This is a genomic window from Bradyrhizobium sp., from assembly GCF_004799445.1.
In the GTDB taxonomy this organism is placed as follows: Bacteria; Pseudomonadota; Alphaproteobacteria; order Rhizobiales; family Xanthobacteraceae; genus Bradyrhizobium.
Window position 1 is genome coordinate 1 of sequence record NZ_SSNA01000200.1, and the last position, 25,466, is coordinate 25,466.

A 25,466-nucleotide genomic window follows, 5' to 3' on the forward strand; every position below is an offset into this window, starting at 1 on the left:
GTCCGGCAGGAGAACACCGTTGGGTAACTTGAAGTGGACCGCAAACAGAACCGCGGTGCCGCGAATGCCCATGGTCGCGACCGGCGTGTCGATCTTCATGTCGCCGTGCTTTGCGGTCTCACCGGCGACGAACGTGATGGTCCCGGCCACCAGGCTGAGCAGCGACGAATTGTTCGACCCGTTCGGGTCGTAGACCATCTCGTTGAGCACCATTCGCGCATTGGCCGACAGACCGAACACGGTGCCGTCGATGAAGGTAATGCCGAGCGTGGAGTCCGATCCGGACTGCACCACGTCGCCTTTTTCGACGTTGTCGCCGTTGTTCAGGATGACGGAAACGCCGTTGCGGACGGCGGTCGCGGTGCCGACGAGCTTGGTCACATGACCGATAATATGGCCGGCGGCGGTGCTGCCGTCAGCCTGCGCATACTGGACGTTGCCGGCCAGCGCGTTGACAGTATCGCCGGTGAGATGGGCGCCATCAGGCGAGGACAGCGCCGCGCGCTTCTCGCCCTTGAAGTAATCATGCAGGACCAGTTCCTGATGGTCCCTGGAAAGGATCAGATCGACGCCGGACCGCTTGAAATCTCCGTTGAAAAGCAGTTGCGCGTCCGGGACGATGATCGCGCCCGGAGGAACATGCGCAGCATGAACCGTCTCGACGTGGACGTGGCCATTGGAATGCAGCCCCGATTCGTCAGCGGAAAGGCTGGCGTCAAATTTGCCGGCATAATTCAAAAGCGCCACCGCAAATGGTTAATACTTATATAATTTCAATAGTCTAGGTTTGCATACCATCGAGAACAGCGTTGCGAAACCATCTACTGCTTGTAGGCAAGTTTCTTCATCGGCCACTCGGCGGGGTTTTTTCGCATTGAATACTCATGCGCCGAAGTATTCGATCATCTTTGGAAAGTAACCGGGACGTATATTTGGCAAAAGGTAACGCGTTTTGATGTAGCCGCGTGTATAGAATACGCAGCGTATACCTTTTTTACCTTCGCCCCGTATTTCCACGGGGACAATGCGCCAATTTCCGGGCTAAAACTGTGATCTGAATGACACTGCGAGCAATTTTCGACGAATTAGCCATACTCCGCAGAAAGTTGCACTTCGCGCAACCATGGCGTGTCTTCCGCGGTGGCTTCTCGCCCGCAACGTGAGATCGGTAAAATTTTCTGCAAAGTGGCGAGACGAATTTCAGGCTGTTTCGCGCTTTCCCGCCGGCAACAATCGACTTTAAGCGAAATAAAAGCCCCGCAGCCCATCATCCCCGACTGAAATGATCCGGTCGCGAGCTGGCTAAGGGGCCTCGCCGACGCCCGGACTGGGGGTGTCAGATGGGATTTTTCGGTCATTCGCGGACATGGCGTGTCGTCCTGCTCGCCTGGGGCATGGTCTGGTTCGGACCCGCAGCAGACCTCAGGGCCGGCACATTGATTTCCCCCGGCGCGCTGGATCTGATCCGGAAATCGGCCGAACCTTTCGGACTGTTCGCTTCGCAACTGTCTGGCGGTGCGTTGCGGGAAAAATGGCTGGATGTCGAGCGCAAGCTTGACGACGAAAGAGTGCAGCTGGCGCTTTGCGACGGTGATCGCGCCCACTGTGTATCGCCGGCCGCCCTGCGATTCCTGGCCATCGTCGACAATGCAAGAGCCCGTGAGGGACGCGCCCGCCTCGGCGAGATCAATCGCGCGATCAATCTGGCAATCAGGCCGATGAGCGATCTCGCCCAGTACGGCCAGATCGACGTATGGAGTTCGCCGCTCGATACCTTCGCCACGGGCGCCGGGGATTGCGAGGATTATGCGATCGCAAAATTCGTCGCGCTGCGGCTGGCCGGCGTCTCACCCGACGATATCAGGATCGTCGTCATGCGTGATACCGTCCATGGCGAGGACCACGCCGTCGCGATGGCGCGGCTGGACGATCACTGGCTCGCGCTGGACAATCGCCGGATGGCGATGGTCACGGACGCCGATGTCAGAAACTACCGGCCGCTGTTTGTGATCGATGATCATGGCGTCATGCGGTATGAAGAGATGCCCCCGCTTGCCGGCCTACCCGGCCGGGATTCCGCGATGGCGCTGAATCTGGCCACGCCGAGCGGGCTGACTTCGCCGTCCAACTAAAACCGGATGACGGCCGGGGAGCCGCCATTCGGGCCGAGCGGCGCCCTCCGTGCCGGCGCCTTCGCGAGATCGCCGGCCACGGCGCGGCTGCGACAAATCATGCCCCGCGGTCACTTCTCGATACACTCGCTGATGAACGCAGCTCGATCCCTTCGCAGTACCTTGGCCAGGTCCGCCTTCTTTGAGCATTCGAACAGCTTGATTTGCTCGGCGCGCCGCTTTTCGGCAACGGCACGATACTCGGGCGCGACGGAATTCGGATCGACGAGTTTTTGAGCGAGGACGTCGCCGAACCACGAGCCAAAAATCACGATCGCGCTGACTTGCAAGGCAAACCCGGCCGACAACCTGCGTAAAGGTGCGGCGGTTACAGAAGTTCTATTCATTGGCCCTCAACGAATCCGCGCATCAGCGCGCCACCCCGGTTCGACGTCCCAACTATAATGCATGGTATCACGACCGCCGCCGGCATCAAATATTGGCCGGCAGCACCAACAGCCCGGCAATAATATCATTTCGCCGCGACGTTCGAGAAGCTACCATGGCCGCGGGAGATTTTGGTTTTTTACTTTGGGTGGAGATTGGGATGCGGGCAATTGTGCTGGCTGTCATTGCGGTCCAGGTCGGGCTGGCGCACCCTGCGCGTGCAGAAGAATCCGCCGGGTCGGACCGATCGATCAGCGATATGCTGCCGCTATTTGCCAGAAATCATTGTGGGGAAATCAAGGATCCCGCGGATCAATTGTTTTGTGGCGACCCTGAGCTTAACAGCGCGGCCCCCAGGCTCGCCAGTGCGATCGCGGAAAGGCTGAACAGGCTTCCGAACCGCCGGCTTGCGATCGAGGAAAATGCCGCGTGGATCAGGGATCGCAATTCGAGCTGCGGCATCTTTGGAAGGCAAAGCGTTGCGAGCCGGGACCTCAAATCGGTCCGGGAATGCCTGTTGCGGGAAACCGAGGAAAGAATCGAAATATTGGCCGATCCGAATTTCGATTGCCTCGCCACCAATACCACCGCCGGCGTGCTGATCTGCAGCGATCCCTCACTGGCGCTCGCAAAGACCGAGCTCAACGAACACGTCTTGGCGCTGATAGCCAAGTTGAAGGAAAACGAGGCGCGCGAAGCCTTCGCCGAATTCGAACGATGGGGCAGGGAACGCGATCGAAAGTGCGACCTGGCCAACAAGGACAATGTCCCGCTGCAGGAGCTGCCATCGTCGGAAGGCTGTCTGACTGATTATTTCACCAGCAGATTGGCCGAAGTCGCTGCGGCCAAGGGTGACCCCAAGCGGGTTTTTGGAAAGCATCAGCTTTCGCCTTCACCCGACGCCGACGCCGTGGACCTATGTGTCGCGCAAATCCATTCGGCCAACGCCTGCGAGGATTTCCTTTCGGTAAATCGCGTCCATCAGATCGACCACCAGGTGGCCGAGCAGAACGCCACCGTGATCGCCGCGGTCGAAATGGTGGTTCTTTCGCCCTTCACCGCCTGCAGTCCGATCGCATCGAGTTGCACGGGCACCTGCTGGGACCTGAGGTCGGGCAAGCCGAAGCCATCGCCCGGAAACCGGGACAATTTTCTGGTGGGGTATCGCGTAAGAATTGAAAAGACCTTCGCGTTCCAGAAGGCCGATGGCGGCAGCTGGCGCTGCAATTCATCCGCGCTGCAGCCGGTAGAGGTCGGGGTCGCGACAAGTGGTCCCTAAGGCATGATCCGGAGCCATGATCCAGCACTGACGCGCGAAGCGCGGCAGCTCGATTATTCCGCCACGCGGCAAGTCCCCTGAATTGCTCAGGACGCCACGCGACCCGCCTGCCCGCTCGCCAATCCAGCCAAATCGATTCATTTTCCGATGTTGCGCCGCATCAGAATGCGCGCCACGTTTCGTTTCGCGGAAAAAATGGGCACAGGCTCTTCTTTGTTGTGCCGCTGCAGATCAACTGCGGTTGCATCGAGATGCACGCACGCGTCCTTTGTTTTCGTATTGACGCTATTGGATTTCAGGAAGATTGTTGACGTGCAGCGTCAGCGAATAGACGCGCATAACTTGGGAGGGAACGCATGATACGCATCGCGCTTGTCGCAGGCTTCGCTATGCTCGCTCCGTTCGGTGCGAGTGCCCAGACGACCGATCAATTGAACAAGGGGGCGACCGACACCTCGAACGTGCTCAATTACGGTATGGGCTATAACCTGCAACGGTTCAGTCCGCTTACGCAGATCAACAAGGACAACGCCAAAAATCTGGTTCCGGTCTGGAATTACAGCCTGGCCGATGATCGAAGCGAAGAGTCGCAGCCGATCGTCTACAAGGGCGTTCTTTATGTCACCACCCACGCCGCCACGATGGCGGTCGACGCAAAGACCGGCAAACAGATCTGGAAGACCAAGGTCGAGTATCCGGCTGAAACGCCCCGGATCGTATGCTGCGGCATCATCAATCGGGGCGCCGCGATCCATGACGGCAAACTGTTCCGCACCACGCTCGACGCCAACGTGATCGCGCTCGACGCCGCGACGGGCAAGGAACTCTGGCGTCAAAAGGCGGCCGACATCAAGGAGGGCTATTCGATGACGGTGGCGCCGCTGGTCGCCGACGGCGTGGTCCTGACCGGAATCTCCGGGGCCGAGTTCGGCACCCGCGGTTTCATCGATGGCTGGGATCCGGCGACCGGCAAGCATCTGTGGCGCACCCATACCATTCCCAGCCCCGACGAGCCCGGCGGCGACACCTGGAAGGGCGACACCTGGAAGCTGGGTGGCGGATCGACATGGATCACCGGCTCCTATGACCCGGAGCTGAACACGGTCTATTGGGGCATCGGCAACCCGGGACCGTTCAATTCGGCCGTGCGCCCGGGCGACAATCTCTACACCTGCTCGGTCCTCGCGCTCGAACCGAAGACCGGCAAGATCAAATGGCACTATCAGTTCTCGCCGAACAATCCGTTCGACTATGATTCCGTCGCCGAGATGGTGCTCGCCGACCTCAACGTCGGCGGCAAGCCGACCAAGGTGCTGATGGATGCCAATCGTAACGGCTTCTTCTATGTCCTCGACCGGACCGACGGGAAACTGCTTGCGGCCAATCCCTACGTGAAGGTCAACTGGGCTTCCGGCATCGACATGAAGACCGGCCGTCCGATCGAGACGGACATCGTCAAGGACGCCCGCGAAGGCAAGAAGGTCACCGTTTATCCGTCCATCCTCGGCGGCAAGAACTGGGAGCCGATGTCGTTCAATCCGCAGACCGGGCTGGCCTACGCCAATACGCTTGCCTTCGGCGGCCACTACAAGAGCGAGCCGGCAACCTACAAGGCCGGCGAATGGTACGTCGGCATGGATCTGACCGACGTGTGGGACTGGGGTGACGGACCGCGCGGCCACCTCAAGGCGATCGATCCCATGAGCGGAAAGACGAAGTGGGAAGTACCGAGCGATATCCCGCGCTTCTCGGGCGTGCTGTCGACCGCCGGCGGGGTTGTGTTCTCCGGCCAGTTGACCGGCGAGTTTGAAGCGTTCGATGCCAACGACGGCAAGAAGCTGTGGAGCTTCCAAACCGGCTCGGGCATCGAGGGGCAGCCGGTGACCTGGCAGCAGGACGGCGTCCAATATGTCGCTGTCACCAGCGGCTATGGCGGCGTCTACTCGATCTTCTCCGGCGATGAGCGGCTCGCCAAAGTGCCGACCGGCGGTTCGCTGTGGGTGTTCGCGGTAAAGAACTGATCGCGGATCGCAGGTGACGGAAAGAGTGCACGTGTGGACGGCGGCGTTTTGCGCCGCCGTTGCGGCAGCAGTTATCGCTGACGTGACAATACCGGTCGCCGCACAGCAACCAAACGGCGGCGGCGATCCGCCGCAAATCGACCTCGGCAAGAGAACCTATGCGCAGAAGTGCTCGCATTGCCATGGGCCCAATATGGTCAATGCCGGCACCGTCACGCCGGACCTGCGCGCATTTCCCGACGACCGGACGCGCTTTGTCACCACGGTCAAGCAGGGCAAGAACGGCAGGATGCCGCCTTGGGGCGACCTCTTGAGCGAAGAGCAGATCGCCGAGATCTGGGCCTATGTATCGAGCCGGAGGAATCCATGAGAACCTGGCTTGCGACAGCCGCTGCGGCACTGCTGCTGGCGGCGACGGCCACGACGGCGCACGCCGCTGAGGAGCCGTTGAAAGTCTGTCTCGACGAGGATCTGTCTCCGCTTTCCGTGCATCATCGCGGCAAGCCCGACAGCGGGTTTGACGTCGCGCTCGCGCAAGCCGTCGCCGACCGGCTCGGCCGGCCGCTGAAAATACAGTGGATCGAAAGCAAGCTCGATGAGGATTCGAGCCCGGCGCTCGAAGCCAATGCCCTGCTCTCGGACGGCCGCTGCTCGCTCGTCGGCGGTTACGCACTGACGAAAGACTCCCTTGTCGTTCCGGGCGTCAAGACCGCGAAGCTACCCGATTTCGACGGCGCTACACGCGACGATCGCAGGCGCCGGGTGCCGCTTGGCGTGCTTGCGCCGAGCCAGCCCTACATCTATTCGGCACTGACAATCGTGCTTGGTCCCAAGGCGCTCGAAAAGGCACGCGAGCGCCGCATCGCCGGCGTTGGCGATCTGGCTGGACTGCGCCTGGCCGTCGAAAGCGGGACGCTCGCCGACGCTATTCTGATGACATTCGACAAGGGGCGGCTGATCGATAACATCACGCATCTGGTCCCCGGCCGGGACGATCTCCTGGGCGCCGTCGATCGCGGCGACTTCGACGCCACCCTGCTCGACCTGCGCCGGTTCGACGCTTACCGCGCCGTCCATCCCGACACCCGGCTCGCCGCCTCCGGTTACTATTATCCGGTCGGCGCCAATCGCGGCTATGTTGGCCTCGCCAGCGATCCGGACCTGCTGGTGGCGGTCAACAAGGCGTTGACCGGCCTGCAGGCCGACGGAACCGTCGCTGACCTCGGTCGGGCGGCCGGCCTCACCTATCTGCCGCCCCGGGAGCCGGCGATTCTCGGCGACGTGTGGCGGCAGATCCTCCAGAAGTGACGAGGGGTTCTTCGCCTCGGCGCGACCAGTGTTGGCGACTTGCGCGCATTGCGGGGATTTGCAGTCGCCGATTCACCGCGGCGAAATAGTTTTCGGTCCATGGTTCTTGCGGCTGCAAACCTGGATCGTCCCGACACCATGAAGTCCGATCAATCCGCTCTCGAGGTGCGAGGGTTAACAAAGCGTTATGACCGTCTTGCGGTCGACGCGCTCGATCTCACCGTCCGCACCGGCGAATTCTATGCCCTGCTCGGGCCAAACGGCGCCGGCAAGACTACCACCTTGCGGATGGTGGCCGGTCTGTTGCGGCCCGACGCCGGCTCCGTCTCCGTACTCGGTATCGATGCGCTCAACGACCCGGTCGCCGCCAAGCAAATCACGGCATGGGTATCGGACGAGCCGATGATCTATGACAAGCTCACCCCGCTGGAGTACCTCGAATTCGTCGCCGGGCTCTGGGGCATCGCCGCGTCGATCGCGGAACCATCCGCGCGAGACCTGCTCGCCTCGCTCGGCCTGGAACCGAACCTGCACGAGCGCTGCGAGGGATTTTCCAAGGGCATGCGCCAGAAGGTCGCGCTGGCGGGGGCCCTGGTACACAATCCCCGCCTCATTATCCTGGACGAGCCGCTTACCGGCCTCGATGCCGTGTCCGCCCGTCACGTCAAGGGATTGCTCGGGGAACGCGTGCGCGCCGGCTGCACCGTCATCATGACCACGCATATTCTGGAAGTGGCCGAACGCATGGCCGACCGCATCGGCGTCATCGCGGCGGGACGGCTTGTCGCCGAAGGTACGCTCGCGGAGCTGCGTCAGCAGAACGGGAAAAACGACACCAGCCTCGAGGACATGTTCATCGCGCTGGTCGACACCGAAGCCGCCGCCGCATGAGTTCGACCGCGCTGACCTGGTTTGCCCGGCACGAAATCCGGCTGGCATGGCGCGAATGGCTCGCGATGATGACGGCCGGCCGGCGCCGTCGAAAGCGCGTCGCGATCATCGGCCTGCTGGTCTTCGCCGCGCTGATGCATCTGCCGGCCTATGCCGTGATCGGAAGGTACGCCGACCTGCAGGCGCCGCTCGACAAATCCGCGCTCATCGTCATCACCGCGACGATATTCCTGGCGTGGGCCCTGATGCTGTCGCAGGCGATCGAATCGGTGACGCGGGTGTTTTACGCCCGCGCCGATCTCGATCTGATCATGTCCTCGCCGGTCCGCTTGGCCGAGGTGTTTTCGATCCGCCTCGCCGCGATCGCGCTGGCGGTAACCGCCATGGCGCTGTTGTTCTCGACGCCGTTCATCGATGTTCTCGTGATCGGCGGCGGCGTCAGGTGGCTCGCGGCTTACGGTGTCGTCGCCGCCATTGGCGTGAGCGCCGCGGCGGTTGCGATCGCGGTGACCATCATGCTGTTTCGAACCATCGGCCCGAGCCGAACCCGGCTGGTCGCCCAAATTCTCGCGGCCATCATCGGCGCCGGCTTTGTGATTGCGCTGCAGGTCGCGGCGATCCTGTCTTACGGCACGCTGTCGCGGTTCGCGATTCTGACCTCGGACACCGCCGCGGCGTTTGCGCCCGATAAAGACAGCATCGTCTGGTGGCCGGCACGCGCGGTTCTTGGCGATGGCGAGGCGCTGCTATTGTTGCTGGCTTTTGGTCTTGTGCTGCTCGGCGCCGTGATGGCGACCTTCTCGGCGAGATTTGCCGAGACGGCGGCCCGCGTTTCGGCAAATACCGCACCCGCCCACCACCGCTCCCGGGCACGGGCGTTTCGCTCGGGCTCGCGGCAACAGGCGTTGCGCTGGAAAGAGTTCACGCTGCTGCGGCGAGATCCCTGGCTGGTATCGCAGAGCCTGATGCAGTTGCTCTATCTGGTGCCGCCGGCGCTGATGCTGTGGCGAAGTTTCAGCGACAGCTCGGTCGCCATCGTGCTGATCACGCCGATTGTCGTGATGGCGGCGGGCCAGCTTGCCGGCGGCCTGGCGTGGCTCACGATATCAGGCGAGGACGCTCCCGATCTCGTGGCGACCGCGCCGCTGCCCTCCTCGCGCGTGATCCGCGCCAAGATCGAAGTGGTGCTGATCGCGATCGGCGCGCTGTTCGCGCCGCTGGTGGCGGCCTTGCTGTTTGCCACGCCGCTGCAGGCGGCAGTCACCGCGGTCGGCGTAACCATTGCGGCGGCGTCCGCCACCGCGATCCAGCTCTGGTTCCGCGTGCAGGCGCGGCGCAGCCAGTTTCGCCGCCGCCAGACCTCGTCGCGGCTGGCGACGTTCGCGGAAGCCTTTTCCTCGATCGGATGGGCGGCGACCGCGGCGCTGACGCTGGCAATTCCGGCGGCCGCGCTCGTCAGCGGGCTCTTGACCGCAGCCATCCTGGCGACAACCTGGAAGATCAGCCCGCGGCGCGGTTAAGCGGCTGCGGCCTACGTCCTGATCAATTCCATCACAGCAGTCGCGAACGCCTCCGGCTCTTCCTGCGGAAGATTATGACCCGCGCGCGGGATGACATGGTGGCTGCGGCGGCCGGTGAACTTCGCTGCCGACGCGGTGCCGTCGGTCGGAGGAGCGATGCCATCCGCGTCGCCGTCCAGCGTGATGGCGGGGACGGTGATGGCAGGCAGCGCCGCCAGGCGGCGTTGCAGGCCGGCATATTGCGGATCGCCGTCGGCGAGGCCAAAGCGATGGCGATAGCTATGGATCGCGATATCGACGTAGTCGGGATTGTCGTGGGCCACGGCTGTCCGATCGAAGGTCGCGTCGTCAAAATGCCAGTTCGGCGACCACTGCTTCCATAATATTCTGGCGATCTCGCGCCGGTTGGCGGCAAGGCCCGCCCGACCGCGCTCAAGCTGAAAATAGTATTGGTACCAGAGCGCGACCTCCCGCTCCGGCTTCGCCGGAACCATCGCCCTGGCGATGTCCTGGATCAGATAGCTGTTCACCGAAACGAGACCCGTGCATCGCTCCGGCCACAACGCCGCCGCGACGCACGCGGCCCGCCCGCCCCAATCATAGCCAGCGAACACCGCCCGCCTGATCCCAAGCGCATCCATCAGCGCCATGAGGTCCGCGCCGATCGCAGCCTGTTCTCCCGAACGCGGCGTCGTTTGATCGAGAAAGCGGGTCGGACCGTAGCCGCGCAAATAAGGAACAACGGTGCGGCAGCCCTTGGCGGCAAGCAGAGGGGCGACATCGACATAGGAATGAATGTCGAACGGAAAGCCGTGCAGGAGCATCACCACTGGCCCCTCCGCCGGCCCTTCCTCGTAGTAGGCGATGTTGAGAACACCGGCATCGACGTGACGGAGCGGCTCCAGCCGGCGCGACGAAGGCGCGCGCGGGAGCGCTGCGGTTTGGCCAGCCTCGGCAAAGGCCGGTCGGGTCAGGGTGAAGTCCATGGCGGCAGCTCCCGTTAGGGCCGTTCCGAGGATGAGGCGACGTTGACGATCGATCGGTTCGGGCATCCATTCTCCGGGATCGACCGCCCAGCTCGCGCCGCATTGGACGGCGAAACCCGGACCTTGAGGCAGAAAATTCTAGATGGAATTTCCCGGGAGCGGTAATTCAAATCATCACCTTGCTCTCACGGCGGCGGCGGCACAGACATGCGTGATCGCGAGCATGACGCAAGCATCATTCGGCGCTACAATCCCAATCCGGATGTCACCGGAAGCGGACCTGCCATGCTGCGATTGCTTGCCGTTGTCCTTGGTTTGCTGGGCCCTCTGATCAGTCAGGCCGCTGCCCAGGACTCCCCGCGCACCAGCGAATGCCTTGCGATGTCGAGTGCGCCGCCGCGCGCCACGCCGGTCGGTCTTCACCGGCTTGCCGCAGACGCGGACGAAGTCGCGATCACCTATGCCGGCCATTCCACCTATTACATCGACACACCCGGCGGTGTGCGGATCGCGACGGACTACAACGGCGCCTACACCGTGGGCCGGCTGCCCGACGTCGTCACCATGAACCGGGCGCACAGCACGCACTACTCGTTGTTCCCCGACCCGCGCATCCCCTACGTGCTGCACGGCTGGGGCGACGACGGCAAGCCAGCGAAGATCGCGCAGCGCATCGGCGATGTCTTCATCCGCAATGTGCCGACCGACATCCGCCGCTATTTCGGCGACGATTCGAATTCGGAGATGATCAAGGACGGCAACTCCATCTTCATCTTCGAGGTCGCCGGCCTCTGCATCGGGCATCTCGGCCACCTGCACCACAAACTCGACGACAGCCATTTCGCGGCGATCGGCCGGCTCGACATCGTGATGGTGCCGATCGACGGCACCTATACGATGTCGCTCGACGGTATCTCAGATATCACACGGCGCTTGCGCGCCTCCGTCGTGCTGCCGATGCATCGCTTCACGACGCCGCTCGACGAATTCATGCGCAAGATCGGCCAGCAATTCGAAATCGACGTGCGGACCGAGCGCACCCTGATGATCTCGCGAGATTCGCTGCCGGGAACACCGACGGTCATCATTCTCGACGGGGTTTGAAATAGCGTTTTCTTGAGTCGGCGCACCGTTTGATCTGTCGCATCGAAGTGTCCTCAAACTGGCAGCTCGCCGTGGAAGTGCCGGCAAAACGCTGGAAATTCGGCGAAGCAGCCCGCGGGATCCCCGTTGCGCCTCAAGCGATCTGAGTGACTAAACGTGCCTCTGCAGTGCCGCGACGAAATCGGCAAGTTGCGAAGCTCCTCCACCGGAGGCCACATCCCGCGCGGTGATGGCGCATGTGGCGCGAGGAGGTTTGCCAATGATGCCCTGCATCTGCGCGAAGGCCGTTTCGCTGCCTTTGCCGCCAAGCGTACAGAAAAACGCAACTGCAGGCAGACGGTCCTTGTTTGCAGTCAAATAAGACCGAACCGGCGAAGACACTGACCAGGCCCAAACCGGTGTTCCGATCACCACCAGATCGAAGGATGACGGATCATTCTTGGCAGGCAGAATGCTGGGCAAATGCCCGCGCCGGGCTTCGATGATCGACCTCCAATAGCCGAGAAAGCCATCACGGCCTCGACCCTCGACGATTTCTTCGATGCTGCCGCCGAGCGTTGCCGAAAGGGCCGTCGCGATCCGACGCGTCGTTCCCGAACGAGAGAAGAAGACGACAAGAATTTTCGGCGCAGACATCGCGTTCTCCTTGCTCGAAAACCAGGAAAACACCTACCGCGAATTGAAACTTCGCGGACTGATCTAGCTCAAGGCCGGTATTATTCTGCCCGACTTGCGCCGATCAGCCACAAACGCCTAATTTGGACCAAGCTCGTGGAAGTGAGGGAATGAAGTCATGGCCGCCAGCAAACTGCCCCCCTCGAAGAGCGGCCTCTATGCCGACCCGCGCCCGGACTGGCTCGCCTTGCGCCAGGAGGGGATTATCGATCCGGCGCGCCCGATCGTCGATCCCCACCATCATCTGTGGGATCGTGACGGCCAGCGCTATCTGATCGAGGAGATCAGCTCCGACATCGCCTCCGGCCACAACGTTGTTGCGACGGTTTATGTCGAGGCCCGCTCGATGTACCGCGCTCAGGGGCCGGAAGCGTTACGTCCTGTGGGCGAAGTCGAATTCGCCAACGGCGCCGCGGCGATGAGCGCGAGCGGCGGCTACGGTCCCGCCGCCGTCTGCGCCGGCATCGTCGGCCACGTCAATCTGTTGCTGGGCGACGGCGCGCGCCCCGTGCTCGAGGCGGAAATCGGCGCCGGCCAGGGTCGCTTTCGCGGCATCCGGCACTCTACCGCCTGGGACGCGGATGCTGACGTCGCCGGCATGTATGCCACGCGGCCGAAAGGCCTGCTGCTCGATTCCACCTTCCGCAAGGGTTTCGCCTGCCTCGCCCCATTGGGCCTGAGTTTCGATGCCTGGCTGTTTCACCCGCAGATCGGCGAGCTCATCGATCTCGCCCGCGCCTTTCCGGATACCCGGATCGTGCTGGATCATTGCGGCGGTCCGGCCGGCATCGGCAATTATGCCAACCGGCGCGAGGAGATTTTCCCGGTTTGGAAGCGATCGATCCTTGAGATCGCCAAATGCCCCAATGTGGTGGTGAAGCTTGGCGGCCTGGGGATGCGTCTGCTCGGTCATGATTTTCACGAACGTCCACTGCCGCCCTCCTCGCAGGAACTGGCCGCGGCGTGGCGCCCCTATATCGAGACCTGCATCGAGGCTTTCGGCCCCGCGCGAGCGATGTTCGAAAGCAATTTTCCGCCTGATAAAGGCCAGTGCAGCTATCAGGTGATCTTCAACGCTTTCAAGCGCCTCGCCGCGCCCTGCAGCGAAGGCGAAAAGACCGCGCTGTTTTCGAAGACGGCGACGGAGTTCTACAGGCTGAGGCTCACCTGACGGGGCGCAGGCGCTGCCGGCCGTTGCCCGGCCGTGATCTATCGCTGGAGAGACCACCATGACATCGGCAAAAACCATGCAGGCCGCGATCCTCGACAGCCCGGGCGCAGCATTCCGGATTGGGCCGATGCCCCGGCCAACTCCTCAACCGGGCCAGGTTCTGGTCCGGATCGAAGCCAGTGCCGTCAACCCGCTCGACACAAAGATTCGAGCCGGCCAGGCCGCGCACGCGCGTCAGCCATTGCCCGCGGTGCTGGGTATCGATCTTGCGGGAGTTGTCGAAACGGTCGGCGACGGCGTGACAGCTTTTCGGCAGGGCGACGAAGTCTATGGAATGACAGGCGGCGTCGGCGGTCTGCAGGGTTCATTGGCGCAATATGCTGCGGTCGACGCCGATCTGCTGGCGCCGAAACCAGCCAACCTCACCATGCGAGAGGCCGCGGCGATTCCGCTGATCTTCATCACCGCGTGGGAGGGGCTGGTCGATCGCGCGGCCGTGCATTCCCATCAGAAAGTGCTGATCCAGGGGGGCGCCGGAGGGGTCGGTCACGTCGCCATCCAGATCGCGTGGGCGTTCGGAGCCGAGGTGTTCGCGACCGGCTCGGCGGCAAGCAAGTCCTTCATCGAACGGCTTGGCGCGGTTGCGATCGACTATCGGCAGATGCCCGTGGAAAATTACGTCGCCGAATTCACCGGCGGACGGGGCTTCGATGTCGTCTACGACACCGTGGGCGGCACAACCCTCGATGCATCGTTCAACGCGGTCGGCCGGTTCGGTCATGTGGTAAGCGCGCTTGGCTGGGACACCCACGCGCTTGCACCGCTCTCGTTTCGTGCCGCGACCTATTCAGGCGTGTTTACGCTGCTGCCGATGTTGACCGGAGAAGGCCGGGCGCATCACGGCGATATCCTGCGCGAAGCAACCCGGCTGATTGAAGCGGGCAAGGTCGTGCCCCGCGTCGATCCCAGGCATTTCACGCTATCGACGGTCGACGAAGCGTACCGCGCGCTCGAAAGCAAGGACACCACCGGCAAGATCGTCGTCGACATCCATGAATAGGGAGTCTCGCGTCGGCGCCTGCTTGCCGGCCGACTTCAGGCGGAGCCAACCAGGCTCGCGGACTGCCGCTTCCCGGAAGGCATCAGCGTCCGCTTGATCTTGTTGATCGCCCGCAGCGCGAAGCCGAACAGAAACGGCTGGGTCGTCCGACAGAACGCCAGCTTCCGGACGCGGCCTTCGACATGCCATTTGGCATGCGCGCCGTGTCTGAAGAAGATCACGTCGCCGACGCCGTAGCGGGTCGGATGCATGGTATCGTTTTCAAGAACGATCGAGCCCTCGAGGATCAGTATGGTCTCGTCGCAATCATAGTACCAGTCGAATTTCCCTTCGCTGCACTCCCAGACGATGGTGGAAGCGAGCCCGTCGGCGCTTTTTGACAGAACGCACCATTGCGCAACCGGATTGCCCTCGATGATCCAGGACGGCTCGATCGGCATCGGCGTCAAATTCACAACGATGTTGCTGGTTTCAATCAGTGCACGCGACATCCCGGCCCCCCAACGGAAAACTTGAAATCGACTCAAGATGCCTAAAGCTGCAGCTTGGCGAAGATCGCCGCCAAGCTAGTAATAATCTTTTAAACTTTCCTTACGGTTATCGATTCAAACCCGCGGGAGTCAGAGCCTGATTGCGGCAGAATCGGTGCTCCAGCCTTTGTTTTTACGCGCTTTTTTTACGCGAACCTTACCCGCTCCGCCCGGAAACGTCCCGGTGTCAGGCCCACTCGCCCTTCCGGAATACCGGCACGCGCCGGCCGTCGGCGTAAAGACCGTCGATGTCAATCTTGTCCGAGCCGATCATCCAATCGATGTGGATCAGGCTCTTGTTGCCGCCTTGCGCTGCGATCTGCTCGGGCGTCAGCGTCGCGCCGTCGACGAAGCATTTCGAATAGCATTGGCCGAGCGCGATGTGGCAGGCGGCGTTCTCGTCAAACAGCGTATTGAAGAACAACAAACCGCTTTTCGAAATCGGCGAGGAATGCGGCACCAGCGCCACTTCGCCGAGCCGGCGGGCGCCCTCGTCGGTATCGAGGACCTTGTTCAGGACTTCCTCGCCGCGGCTGGCTTTTGCCTCCACGATGCGCCCTTCCTCGAAGCGCACCGCGATGTCCTCGATTAGCGAGCCCTGGTAGGACAGCGGCTTGGTGCTGACGACCTGCCCGCTGACTCGCCTTGCATGCGGCGTGGTGAAAACCTCCTCGGTCGGGATATTCGCGTTGCAGGTGATCCCGTTTTTTGCCGTCGAGGCGCCGCCTTGCCATTCGTGACCATGGGCCAGCCCGATCGTCAGGTCGGTGCCAGGTCCGGAGTAATGCAGGGCATCGAATCTTTGTCCGTTCAACCATTCGGTCCGGCTGCGCAGCGTGGCATTGTGCCTCTGCCACGCCGCGATGGCATCGTCATTGTCCACCCGTGAGGCCGAAAAGATCGCATCGGCAAGCTTTGCGACCGCGACATCCTCTTCGTCGTGGGGAAACACCAGCTTTGCCCATGACGGAGCCGGATAGGCGATGATGTTCCAGTTGATGTCGAAATTGACGATTCGTTCGAGCGCCGGCTTGTAGGCAATGGAATTGGCCTTGCTGGCGCGCGCGACCCTGGCCGGATCCTCGCCGGACAGCAGCATCGGATTGTCGCCGACGATCGCGAGCCGCGCGGTGTTGCCGGCGAAGGCCTTCGCCATCCCGTCATAGAGCCAGTCGGCGGCCCGATCGAAGCCATCGTCTTGCCCGAACCGATAGCGCGACAGCGTGACGGCCTCATCGGACAGGATCGGGGTCACGAGGCCAGCGCCGGCCTTGTAGGCATGTTCGGCGATCTTGCGCACCAAAGGCAGCGCCACGGTCGGCGCGGTCACCAGCAGGTCCTGTCCCGGCTTGAGTTGCAACCCGACCTTGATGGCGACTTCGGCGAGCCGGTCGAGTTTCACGGGGTCGACCGGTGTCGAGTTAGTGCGTTCGCGAGCATTCATGGGTGGACGGCCTGTCGTTTGGTGAATTTCGATTGTAGCTTTTTTTGGCGCGCGGCGTTGCGGATTAATACCGCAAGTCACAATAGAAATGGTGAGACAGACGGAATTTATCAACCGGCGCGTGGCGCGACCGGCAGGTTTCCCGCTGGGGCTTCCTTGACGTAATTATTTGGCGTTCAAGCCGATTTGAAGGGCGGCGGCAGGTGGTTTCGACCGTTGCCGCCTGCCGCCCGCAAAGCCGCCTACTTCGCTGGATCCGTGGTCATCCACAGCACTGAACTGGCGCCTTTCTCATACGCCATTCCCTGCGGGTAGCTGATCAACTCCATCTGCAGGCCCCATGGCGTGAGGAAGTACAGGATCGACTGCCCGGCCGCCGGCCCTTCCTTGACCGGGATCGGCCCCTGCATGGTCGTGACGTTCTTGGACTTGAGATAGGCGGCGGCCTTGTCGATGTCGTCGACATAGAGCGCGATATGATGCCCGCCGAAGTCGCTGTTCTTGGGCAGCGTCTTGGCCTGGTCGGGCGCCTGGTATTGAAACAGTTCGATGTTGGAGCCAAAGCCGCAACGGACCATGCTGATCTCATCGATCACCGCGCGCGGATTGACGTTGACGACGTCTTGCATGAAGGTTCCCTTGTCATCCGAGAACGGCCCGAACGACATCGCATGGGAACAACCCAGCACATCGGTGAAGAAGGCGGTGGCCGCCTTCACGTCCGGCACGGTGATGCCGGTATGATCGTGGCCGCGCAGGCCCGGGATCGCATCCGCCGATGCCAGCCGTGGCGAAAGCCCCATCGCTAGGGTGGCAAGTGCGGTCAGCAAAAATCTGGACGTCTTCATGAATTACTCCTTTGTTTCGCGTTCGACCTGTCATGAACTCTTCGTTCGGCAATAGGCTCAGCCCGGCGAAGCCATCTGGCGTTCAACCGCCTTTGGATCGTGGGCAAGACCCTGGGCGATGCCGCGCGCCATTTCGCCGACATTGATATCCTCCTCGCCGGCCTCGTATCCGTCGAGGATCTCCGCTGCCGCCTCCGCCGGCGTCATCTTCGGGATCGGAAGCCCTGCGGTCATCCGCGTGTCGACCGCGCCGGGCAGCGCACCGGCGACATGGACTCCCTGCGGCGCCAGCTCGCCGCGCAAGCCCTGCGTCAGGCTGAGCGCCGCCGCCTTGGAGGCGCAATACGATCCCATGAACGGCAGGTTCACCCGCGCCAATATCGTCAGCAGGTTGAGCACGGCGCCGTGATTGGCGATCAGCGCGGGCGCGAATGCCCGCGTCACCCGAAGCGGTCCGAAATAGTTGGCCTCGATCTCTTCGACCGCGATCGCCATGTCGGGAGCGGTCATGAAGCTGGTGTTATGGTTGACACCGGCATTGTTGATCAGCAGTGTGACGTCGGTCGCGACCGCAGCCGCCTTCTTGACGTCGTCGTCGCTCCTGACGTCCATCTTGAGCGGCACCAGATGGCCGGAGGCGACAAGCCCGGAAATATCCCGCGCGGCGGCGTAGATCTTGGCGACGCCCCGCGCCGTGAGCGCCGCGATCAGCGCCTGCGCGATCGCGCCGGTGGCTCCGGTGATGAGAACGACAGAACCCTTGATGGTCTTGGTCATGCGGCTGATCCTCGCTGGTGGGATAAAAAAAAAGGGCTGGAATCATCCAACCAGCCCGGCTCGACGTCAGGCAGTGGAATTGCCGAGAGCAGCTGCCGCGTATAGGGATGCTGCGGCGAGTTGAAAATCCGGGCCACCGGGCCGTATTCGACGATCTCGCCGTGCTGCAGGATCGCGACGTCGTCGCAGAGCACGCGGACGACGGACAGGTCGTGGCTGATGAACACCATGGTGAGACCGAGCCGCGCGCGCAGCTCCCTGAGCAGCAGCAGGATATGCGCCTGGGTCGACACGTCGAGGCCGGACACGATCTCGTCGGCGACGATGAAGTCCGGCTCCAGCGCCAGGGCCCGCGCTATCCCGGCGCGCTGGCGCTGGCCTCCCGACAGCTCGTGCGGATAGCGATCCATCAGGCCGGTCGGTAGCCCAACCAGATCGAGCAACGCTGCCGCGCGATCGCGCTGATCCTGCCTTCCTTGCAAGCGTCCATAGATCTGCAGCGGACGCGTCAGCGTTACACCCAGCCGCAGACGGGGATTGAGCGATGATTGCGGGTCCTGGAAAATCATCTGGATCCGCTTGCGCAGCGGTCGCAGCTCAGCCTCAGTGAGGTTGCCGATCTCGACGCCGTCGAACTGGATGCCGCCCGATGTCGGCTGCAGCAGACGCACCAAGAGCCGGCCCAGCGTGGTTTTGCCCGAGCCGGACTCGCCGACGAGACCCAGCACGGAGCCGCGCGGCACCGCGAGGTCCACCCGCTTCACCAACTCGCGCATCGCCGCCCGCTTGAACAACGAAGACGATCGCTCCGGATAGGCGAAGCTCAAACGGCCGGTTCGGAGCAGCATATCGGTCATGCCCGCCCCGCGACGTCGAGCCGGTCCAGCCGATGCGCCTCCGACCACAGGCTTTCGATCAGTGCCGGCGGAACCGGGCGAAGCGCTTCGGCCGGCCGATCGGCACGCGGCGTCGCCGCCAGCAGCGCGCGCGTATAGGGATGGCGCGGTCGTGCCAGCACGTCGGCGGTCTCGCCCTCCTCAAGCACGCGCCCGGCATGCAGCACGGTCATGGTCCGGCAGATTTTCGCGACCACGCCGAGGTCGTGCGTGATGAACAGGACCGCCGCGCCGTGGCGCTGCCGGAGGCGTTCGACCAGCTGCAGCACCTGGCGCTGCACGGTGACATCCAGCGCGGTGGTCGGCTCATCGGCAATGACAAGGCCGGGGTCGCAGGCGAACGCCATCGCGATCAAGACGCGCTGCCGCATTCCGCCGGAGATTTCGTGCGGATAAAGTTCCAGAACCCGCCGCGGTTCGCGGATCGCGACTTCGGCGAGCAGCTCCGTCGCGCGCTCCAGCGCAGCGCGTTTCGACAGCGCAAGGTGATGCCGCAGCGTGACCGCAATCTGCGCGCCGACCCGCTTGACCGGATTGAGCGAGGTGATCGGATCCTGCGGGATCAGCGCGATGCGGCGGCCCAATAAGCCGCGCCGCTCCGGCTCCGGCATCGCCAAGAGATCGCGTCCCTCGAACAGAATGGTCCCGCCGCCGATCACGGCGTTGGCCGGCAGCAGGCCGAGCACGGCGCGCCCGAGCATCGATTTGCCGGCGCCGGATTCGCCAACCAGTCCCCTCACCTCGCCGGCGCCAACTTCCAGGCTGGCGCCACGCAGCACGTTTGCGGCCCTGCCGCGCTCGCCGATCGCGACATGCAGATCGTGGACGGCAAGAACGGCGGTCATCGGCGCTGCACCGGGTCGAGCGCGGCGCGCAGGCCGTCGCCGAGAAGATTGAATCCGATCACACTGAGAATGACGCTGACGATCGGAAGCGCCATGATCCAGGGCGACTGATAGACGATCTGGCGTCCCTCGACGATCATCCCGCCCCAGGTCGGGACGTCGCCGGCGACCGAGATGCCGACAAAGGACAATATCACCTCGACAAGGATCGCGATTCCCATCTCGACCGCGAGCAAGGTGACGATCAGGGGAACGAGATTGGGCAGGATCTCCAGCCGCAGGATCTGGCCGCGGCTCAATCCGAGGACGCGCGCGGCCGCGGCGTAGTCGCGCTGCAGCTGCACCATGGTCTCGGCGCGAACCACCCGCGCGAACCGCGTCCAGTCGACGACCACGATGGCGGCGATCACCGAGGTCAGCCCGGCTCCGATCACCGCCGCCAGCACGATCGACAGCAACACCGGGGGAAACGCCATCCAGACATCGATCAGGCGCGAAACGCCCTGGTCGATCCAGCCGCCGAACATGCCGGCGATCAGGCCGAACGCGATCCCGATCGCCGCCGCCAGCGAGGCCGCGATCAGCGCCACGGCGACCGCGGTCCTCGCCGCGTACATCAGGCGGGACAGCACGCAGCGGCCGAGGCTGTCGGTGCCCAGCGGATAGGTCCATTCACCGCCCTGGATCCAGGCCGGCGGCAATTGCGCCGCTAACAGATCCTGTTCGATCGGGTCGTGCGGCGCCAGCAGCGGCGCCAGCAGCGCGATGAGGAAGAGGATGCCGACCAGCGTACCGCCGCACCACAGCCGCGTCCCGCCGCGCGCAACGGAGGCTAGCCACCGCGACGGACGCTCGATCGGACCGCTGAGGGTAAGATCAGCCATGACGCAACCTCGGGTCCAGCAACCTTACCAGCAAATCGACCGCGAGGTTGAGCGCTATAAAGAGCACGGCGAAGGTCAGGATCAGCCCCTGGATCAGCGGAAAATCGCGGTTGATCACCGCGTCGATCGCCATGTTGCCGATGCCCTCATAGGAGAAGATGCGTTCCACCAGCACGGTGCCCCCGAGCAGCAGCGTGACCTGGACGCCACCGAGTGCGACCGTTGGAATCAGCGCATTGGGAAACACCTCGCGCCACAGGATAGCCGGCCGCGAAAACCCACGGGCGCGGGCGATCTGCGCGTAGTCCTGGTCTTCGGCTTCCGCCAGCGACGCCTTCAGAAGGCGCGCCACCAGCGCCGCGAACGGCAGCGCCAGCGCCACCGCGGGAAGGATCATGTGCTGCAGCAGGGCCAGCGCAACATCGAGCCGGCCGGTCAGCAGGCTTTCGACCAGATAGAAATTGGTCCGGAAGGCGACATCGAGTTGCGGATCGATCCGGCCGGAGATCGGCAGCAACGGGATCAGCACGCCAAACAGCAGCAGCAGGATCAACGCCCAGAGGAAATCGGGAATCGCGAGAAAGACGCCGATGCCGCCGTCGATGGCCCATTCCAGACGCCGGCCACGCACGTAGACACCCGTCAGCGCCACCATGACGCCGAGCGCTGTGGCGATCAGCGTCGCCAGCAACGACAATTCGAGCGTTGCCGGCAACCGCGCCAGCACCAGTTCGAAGACATTCTGGTGCAGGCTGATCGAGCGCCCGAAATTGCCGGTCAGCGCCTGGCCGAGCCAGGTTATGAACTGCTGCAGGATGGACTGATCCAGTCCATAGAACGCCCGCAGCCGATCGATGTCCGCCGGCGATGCTCCCGGTGGAATCATCATGGCGATCGGATCGCCGGGCACCACGCGCAGCAGGACGAACACGATAACGCACACGCCAAACAGGGTGGGCGGGATGAGGACGAGTCGCCTGATGATCTCGCCCCATCTCATAGGCGTCTCGCCTTGCCCTGCGCCTTACGCGGACGTGATCAATTGCGGAAGAATCATGCCATTGGCCTGCGACACGACCTTCAGCCCCTTCTTGTGGATGATCGGCTGCACGTACTGGAACAGCGGGATCACCTCGCCTTCCTCGGCGATATATTTGTCGACGGCCTTCCAGCCCGCAATCCGCTTGGCTTCGTCCTTCTCGCCCCACAGCGGACCGATGCGCTCGACGGTGTCCTTGCCTTTCCAGGCGCAATGCGGCGAGGGGCCGAACATCGCAAAGCCGGTCGAGGTCGAGGGATCGCCGATCGCGTTGCCCCAATTGTAGAACGCGGCCGGCGCCAGCGCGTGGCGCGCGCGCAGTTCGAAGTGCTGCGCGATCTCGTAGACCTCGATGGTGGCATCGATCCCGACTTTGCGCCACATCCCGACGATCGCCTGGATCATCTCGTAGTCCTTTGGCTTGAAGCCGCGGGTGGTCTGGATGGTGAACTTGACCGGCTTCTCCGGCGAGAAGCCGCTCTTGGCGAGCAGGCTTTTCGCAAGCTCCGGATCGTAGGACACCTTGATCGAGGGATCGAAGGCGGCGTAGCCGGGCGCCTCCAGGGTCGAGATCGGAACGCCGTAGCCCTTCAGAAGCCGGTCGACGATCGCCTTCTTGTCGATCGCGTGATTGGCCGCCAGGCGCACATTGCGGTCGAGCATCGGGGCAATGTCGGTGATGAAGATCATCGCGATGTCGGACACCGGCTTGGTCTGGCCGGCGAGGCCCGACTTCGCCTTCAGGCGGTCGAACTCCTCATAGGGGATCTCGAAGGTAACGTCCGATCCGCCGGACTCGATCTCGGCGACGCGGCTGGTGGGATCGGTAACGAATTTGAACACCACGGTATCGAACGCGGGCTTGGGACCCCAGTAGCCGGGATGCGCCTTGAGCCGCAGGAATGCGTTGCGCTCGAAAGCATCCACCTTGTAGGGGCCGGAGCCGATCGGCGCTTTCTCAAATCCTTCCGCGCCGACTTTTTCAAAATAGGCCTTGGGCAGGACATAGCCGGTGAGGAAGGCCATCCACTTGAACAAGGTCGGCTCGAATTCCAGCACGTCACCGGTAATGGTATTGCCGTCGACCTTGTAGTTGCCGACCTTTGACCAGACGAACTGGATCGGGTTGCCGCCCTTCGGATCGGCGGCACGGGTCAGCGACCAGACGATGTCTTCGGGTGTTACCGGCGAACCGTCATGCCAGGTTGCTCCCTTGCGCAACTCCATCGTGACTTTGGTACGGTCGGCGTTCCAGCCCCATTTTGTCAGCAGGCCGGGCTTGAACGACAGATCAGGGGCCTGACCGATATAGGGATCGAAGATCGCCTGGTAGATCGACTGGATCGTCGGATTGACCGCCGACAAGCCGACGGTCGGATCGAACGAAGGCAAATTGACATTGTAGGCGATGGTCAGCGTTCCCGCCGTGGCGGCTTGCGCCGATCGAGCCAGAATACCGGAGGAGAGAGGCAACGCAGCGGCGCCGGCGAGTTGCAGCATCGTACGGCGAGAAAGTGCGGAAGAATCCATGACAAATACTCCACAGAACGAAACGGCGCCCGGGGCGGGCGCCGTTGATTGAAGCGATTTATTCAGCAGCCTGCGAGCCGCTCTCGGCCCATCGCGCCATCAGTGTGTTCGACGGCAGCGTTTCATCGACAAGCTTCTGCGCTGTCGCCACGCCGGCGACCGGCAGATGCGCCGGATCAAGAGCCCCGATCTGCACCAGCACTGACGCCTGATCCCAGTAGATGTGCTCATTGTAAAGCTTGTCGCCGCGGAAGCGGACGATCGCGACCAGCGGGATTTCGACATACTTTCCGGTCGGAGCAATGCCCGGCAGCATCCAGTCGATCTCGATGTCGTGGGTAAAGCAGAACAGCATCTCGTCGACGACGCGGTCCGCGCCGATGGTGCGCGAGATCGGGATCAGCTTGGTGTCCTTCGGCGTCTTCGGGATGAAATGGTGCTTGTAGAAGCGCAGCAGATCGCGATATCCGACACCGCCCGTCATGGTCGGAATGTGGTTGACGTAGGGCTCCGCGACCATCGTTCCCATGGTCTGTTCCGCCGAGCGCACCGCAAATTCCAGCTCGGTGTGGCGGTCCCACAGCGCCGAAAGATCGTAATGCGGTCCCAGCACCTTGCGGAACAAGGCGATCGAGCGCGAATGCGCCATCAAGGTCGCCGGCTTGTTGAAGCTGGCGCGTTCGGGCGCCGCGAAGGCATGGTCGCAGCCGGGATACAGATATAATTCGACGTCGGGGCGCTTGGCGAAGGCGGCCTTGACCTGCTCGCGCGCTTCCGGCGGCGCGAACTTGTCGAGTTCGGCGAAGTGAAACACCATCGGGCCCTTGACCTTCGATGCCTCGTCGAGGTCGGCTTCGATACCGACACCGTAATAACAGACCGCGCAATCGACATCGGTGCGCGCGGCGGTGAGATAGGCGAGCTTGCCGCCCAGGCAGAAGCCGAGCGCGCCGACCTTGCCGACGCATTCGGGGCGCGCGCGCAGCACCTTCAGTGCATCGGCGGCGTCCTTGATCGACTGATTGGCGTCGAAGCGCTGATAATAGCCAAACGCCTTGTTGAATTCGGCCTCGGAATAACCGAGCTCGATGCCGGGCTCCAGCCGCCAGAACAAATCCGGCGCGAGCACAACATAACCTTCCTCGGCATAATAGTCGGCGACTTCGCGCATCGAGGCATTGACGCCGAAAATCTCCTGCAAAAGCAGGATGCCGGGCCCTGATCCCGAGGCCGGGATGGTGAGATATCCCTTGAACGTGCCGCCATCGGCGGCCGCGATATCAATCCACTGTCCTGCCATCGTATCGCCCCCTGTCCGGAACGTATCCACCGAACTTTGGCTTTGCAGCTTCGTTCGGCCCTTGAAACTTCATCGTGCTTTCTTAATTGTATTTTTAATGTAAGATTCGAGATTGTAAATAGCATTGATTGAGCAAGGGTTGCCTACGCCTTGAGCGCACCCGCCATCAGGAGACCGTCTTGAAGAGGACCGCAAAAACCGCGCCGAGGAAATCCGGCAGCATCGCCAGGCCGAAGACCGAACCTGTTGCTGCCGAGCAGCCTGGGTCCTGGCATCTGTCGCGCACTGAAACCGAACGGCGGTTGACCGATTTCGAATTCGGGTTGGAGCGGTTAGCGCAGGCTTACTACCGCTGGAAGGCGGCGTGCCTTGCCGCCGTCTGCGACGTGCCGCTTACGGGCGACGACGTGGCCGTGCTCAATGTGGTCCGGATGGGCGATGAACCGAAGCGGCTTTCCGAAATCGGGCAGTTGCTCAACCGCGTCGACGTCCCCAACCTTCAATATGCCACGCGCAAACTTGTTCGCACGGGGTTGATCGAAACCGAGGGCAGTTCGTCGCGCAAGGAAACCCGCTACCGCGCCACCGCGACCGGGCGCTCCGTCACCGAAGCCTACGCCGCCCTGCGGGCGGCGACCTTACCGCCGATGCTCGAAGCGCTGGACGGCTGGGCGGCGAAATCCGAGACCACCCGCATCCAGCTCGATTTGATCTCGAGCCTTTATGCTCAGGCGGCGCAGGTCGCGATCACCCGGCGGCATCAGCCCTGAAGGCGCGCCGACGGATCGCGGCCGCCAGCC

At 62.9% G+C, this 25,466-nt stretch carries 25 protein-coding genes; 11 read left to right on the top strand and 14 right to left on the bottom strand.

What is annotated here, in order from left to right:
- Positions 1 to 738 (bottom strand): FecR domain-containing protein (locus E8A46_RS25585; RefSeq protein ID WP_291567220.1); only part of this gene is annotated, 738 nt, incomplete at its 3' end.
- Positions 739 to 1,340: 602 nt separating this feature from the next.
- Here E8A46_RS25585 and E8A46_RS25590 point away from each other — a divergent pair.
- Positions 1,341 to 2,132: a transglutaminase-like cysteine peptidase gene (locus E8A46_RS25590; protein WP_291567179.1), complete on the top strand. Its 792-nt coding sequence runs from the start codon at positions 1,341 to 1,343 to the stop codon at positions 2,130 to 2,132.
- Between the two features lie 110 nt (positions 2,133 to 2,242).
- Here E8A46_RS25590 and E8A46_RS25595 read toward each other — a convergent pair whose 3' ends face one another.
- The gene (locus E8A46_RS25595) at positions 2,243 to 2,518 is read right to left on the bottom strand and encodes a hypothetical protein (RefSeq protein ID WP_291567181.1); all 276 of its coding nucleotides are present in this window, start codon (positions 2,516 to 2,518) and stop codon (positions 2,243 to 2,245) included.
- Between the two features lie 200 nt (positions 2,519 to 2,718).
- Between E8A46_RS25595 and E8A46_RS25600 the strand changes: the two genes are divergently transcribed.
- The 6 genes from E8A46_RS25600 to E8A46_RS25625 all read left to right on the top strand — a co-directional run bounded on the left by E8A46_RS25600 (position 2,719) and on the right by E8A46_RS25625 (position 9,577).
- A complete protein-coding gene (locus E8A46_RS25600; RefSeq protein WP_291567182.1) occupies positions 2,719 to 3,837 on the top strand; it encodes a lysozyme inhibitor LprI family protein in 1,119 nt (372 codons plus the stop codon).
- A gap of 356 nt (positions 3,838 to 4,193) precedes the next feature.
- Positions 4,194 to 5,858: a methanol/ethanol family PQQ-dependent dehydrogenase gene (locus E8A46_RS25605; protein ID WP_291567183.1), complete on the top strand. Its 1,665-nt coding sequence runs from the start codon at positions 4,194 to 4,196 to the stop codon at positions 5,856 to 5,858.
- Positions 5,859 to 5,940: 82 nt separating this feature from the next.
- Positions 5,941 to 6,228: a cytochrome c gene (locus tag E8A46_RS25610; protein WP_291567184.1), complete on the top strand. Its 288-nt coding sequence runs from the start codon at positions 5,941 to 5,943 to the stop codon at positions 6,226 to 6,228.
- Positions 6,225 to 7,166 carry a transporter substrate-binding domain-containing protein gene (locus tag E8A46_RS25615; protein ID WP_291567185.1) on the top strand — a complete coding sequence of 314 codons (942 nt, stop codon included), beginning with the start codon at positions 6,225 to 6,227 and terminating at the stop codon, positions 7,164 to 7,166. Before E8A46_RS25610 ends, E8A46_RS25615 begins: the two co-directional genes overlap by 4 nt.
- 138 nt (positions 7,167 to 7,304) lie before the next feature.
- Positions 7,305 to 8,057 carry an ABC transporter ATP-binding protein gene (locus E8A46_RS25620; RefSeq protein ID WP_291567222.1) on the top strand — a complete coding sequence of 251 codons (753 nt, stop codon included), beginning with the start codon at positions 7,305 to 7,307 and terminating at the stop codon, positions 8,055 to 8,057.
- On the top strand, positions 8,054 to 9,577 hold the full coding sequence (locus E8A46_RS25625; protein WP_291567187.1) for a permease: 1,524 nt from the start codon (positions 8,054 to 8,056) through the stop codon (positions 9,575 to 9,577). Before E8A46_RS25620 ends, E8A46_RS25625 begins: the two co-directional genes overlap by 4 nt.
- Before the next feature lie 11 nt (positions 9,578 to 9,588).
- Here the strand turns inward: E8A46_RS25625 and E8A46_RS25630 are convergent, their stop codons facing one another.
- On the bottom strand, positions 9,589 to 10,629 hold the full coding sequence (locus E8A46_RS25630) for an alpha/beta hydrolase (RefSeq protein ID WP_291567189.1): 1,041 nt from the start codon (positions 10,627 to 10,629) through the stop codon (positions 9,589 to 9,591).
- Between the two features lie 219 nt (positions 10,630 to 10,848).
- On the opposite strand from E8A46_RS25630, the gene E8A46_RS25635 reads away from it, so the two are divergent.
- Positions 10,849 to 11,667 (top strand): MBL fold metallo-hydrolase, encoded by an 819-nt coding sequence (locus tag E8A46_RS25635; RefSeq protein ID WP_291567224.1) that lies wholly within the window; start codon positions 10,849 to 10,851, stop codon positions 11,665 to 11,667.
- 150 nt (positions 11,668 to 11,817) lie between these two features.
- Here E8A46_RS25635 and E8A46_RS25640 read toward each other — a convergent pair whose 3' ends face one another.
- Entirely contained in the window at positions 11,818 to 12,303 is a 486-nt protein-coding gene (locus E8A46_RS25640) for a flavodoxin (protein ID WP_291567191.1), read from the bottom strand.
- Positions 12,304 to 12,460: 157 nt separating this feature from the next.
- On the opposite strand from E8A46_RS25640, the gene E8A46_RS25645 reads away from it, so the two are divergent.
- Entirely contained in the window at positions 12,461 to 13,513 is a 1,053-nt protein-coding gene (locus E8A46_RS25645) for an amidohydrolase family protein (RefSeq protein ID WP_291567193.1), read from the top strand.
- 58 nt (positions 13,514 to 13,571) lie between these two features.
- A complete protein-coding gene (locus tag E8A46_RS25650; protein WP_291567195.1) occupies positions 13,572 to 14,573 on the top strand; it encodes a zinc-dependent alcohol dehydrogenase family protein in 1,002 nt (333 codons plus the stop codon).
- 35 nt (positions 14,574 to 14,608) lie between these two features.
- On the opposite strand, the gene E8A46_RS25655 is transcribed toward E8A46_RS25650, so the two are convergent.
- The 10 genes from E8A46_RS25655 to E8A46_RS25700 form a co-directional block, all read right to left on the bottom strand.
- Positions 14,609 to 15,064, bottom strand: coding sequence for a cupin domain-containing protein (locus E8A46_RS25655; protein WP_291567197.1), 456 nt, complete (start codon positions 15,062 to 15,064; stop codon positions 14,609 to 14,611).
- 226 nt (positions 15,065 to 15,290) lie between these two features.
- Positions 15,291 to 16,547: an aminopeptidase gene (locus E8A46_RS25660; RefSeq protein WP_291567199.1), complete on the bottom strand. Its 1,257-nt coding sequence runs from the start codon at positions 16,545 to 16,547 to the stop codon at positions 15,291 to 15,293.
- 242 nt (positions 16,548 to 16,789) lie between these two features.
- Positions 16,790 to 17,395: a VOC family protein gene (locus tag E8A46_RS25665; RefSeq protein WP_291567201.1), complete on the bottom strand. Its 606-nt coding sequence runs from the start codon at positions 17,393 to 17,395 to the stop codon at positions 16,790 to 16,792.
- A 57-nt stretch (positions 17,396 to 17,452) separates the two neighbouring features.
- Positions 17,453 to 18,172, bottom strand: coding sequence for an SDR family oxidoreductase (locus E8A46_RS25670; RefSeq protein ID WP_291567203.1), 720 nt, complete (start codon positions 18,170 to 18,172; stop codon positions 17,453 to 17,455).
- Positions 18,169 to 19,029, bottom strand: a complete 861-nt coding sequence (locus E8A46_RS25675) for an ATP-binding cassette domain-containing protein (protein ID WP_291567205.1) — start codon at positions 19,027 to 19,029, stop codon at positions 18,169 to 18,171. The genes E8A46_RS25670 and E8A46_RS25675 overlap by 4 nt, the downstream gene beginning before the upstream one ends.
- Positions 19,026 to 19,913, bottom strand: a complete 888-nt coding sequence (locus tag E8A46_RS25680; protein WP_291567207.1) for an ABC transporter ATP-binding protein — start codon at positions 19,911 to 19,913, stop codon at positions 19,026 to 19,028. Before E8A46_RS25680 ends, E8A46_RS25675 begins: the two co-directional genes overlap by 4 nt.
- On the bottom strand, positions 19,910 to 20,797 hold the full coding sequence (locus E8A46_RS25685) for an ABC transporter permease (RefSeq protein WP_291567209.1): 888 nt from the start codon (positions 20,795 to 20,797) through the stop codon (positions 19,910 to 19,912). The genes E8A46_RS25680 and E8A46_RS25685 overlap by 4 nt, the downstream gene beginning before the upstream one ends.
- Positions 20,790 to 21,797 (bottom strand): ABC transporter permease, encoded by a 1,008-nt coding sequence (locus E8A46_RS25690; protein WP_291567211.1) that lies wholly within the window; start codon positions 21,795 to 21,797, stop codon positions 20,790 to 20,792. The genes E8A46_RS25685 and E8A46_RS25690 overlap by 8 nt, the downstream gene beginning before the upstream one ends.
- A 24-nt stretch (positions 21,798 to 21,821) precedes the next feature.
- Complete coding sequence (locus E8A46_RS25695; protein WP_291567213.1) at positions 21,822 to 23,366, bottom strand: ABC transporter substrate-binding protein; 1,545 nt, start codon at positions 23,364 to 23,366, stop codon at positions 21,822 to 21,824.
- Between the two features lie 58 nt (positions 23,367 to 23,424).
- The gene (locus E8A46_RS25700; RefSeq protein WP_291567215.1) at positions 23,425 to 24,666 is read right to left on the bottom strand and encodes a dienelactone hydrolase family protein; all 1,242 of its coding nucleotides are present in this window, start codon (positions 24,664 to 24,666) and stop codon (positions 23,425 to 23,427) included.
- A 179-nt stretch (positions 24,667 to 24,845) separates the two neighbouring features.
- On the opposite strand from E8A46_RS25700, the gene E8A46_RS25705 reads away from it, so the two are divergent.
- Positions 24,846 to 25,436 carry a winged helix DNA-binding protein gene (locus E8A46_RS25705; protein WP_291567217.1) on the top strand — a complete coding sequence of 197 codons (591 nt, stop codon included), beginning with the start codon at positions 24,846 to 24,848 and terminating at the stop codon, positions 25,434 to 25,436.
- The last annotated feature ends 30 nt before the right edge of the window (positions 25,437 to 25,466 follow it).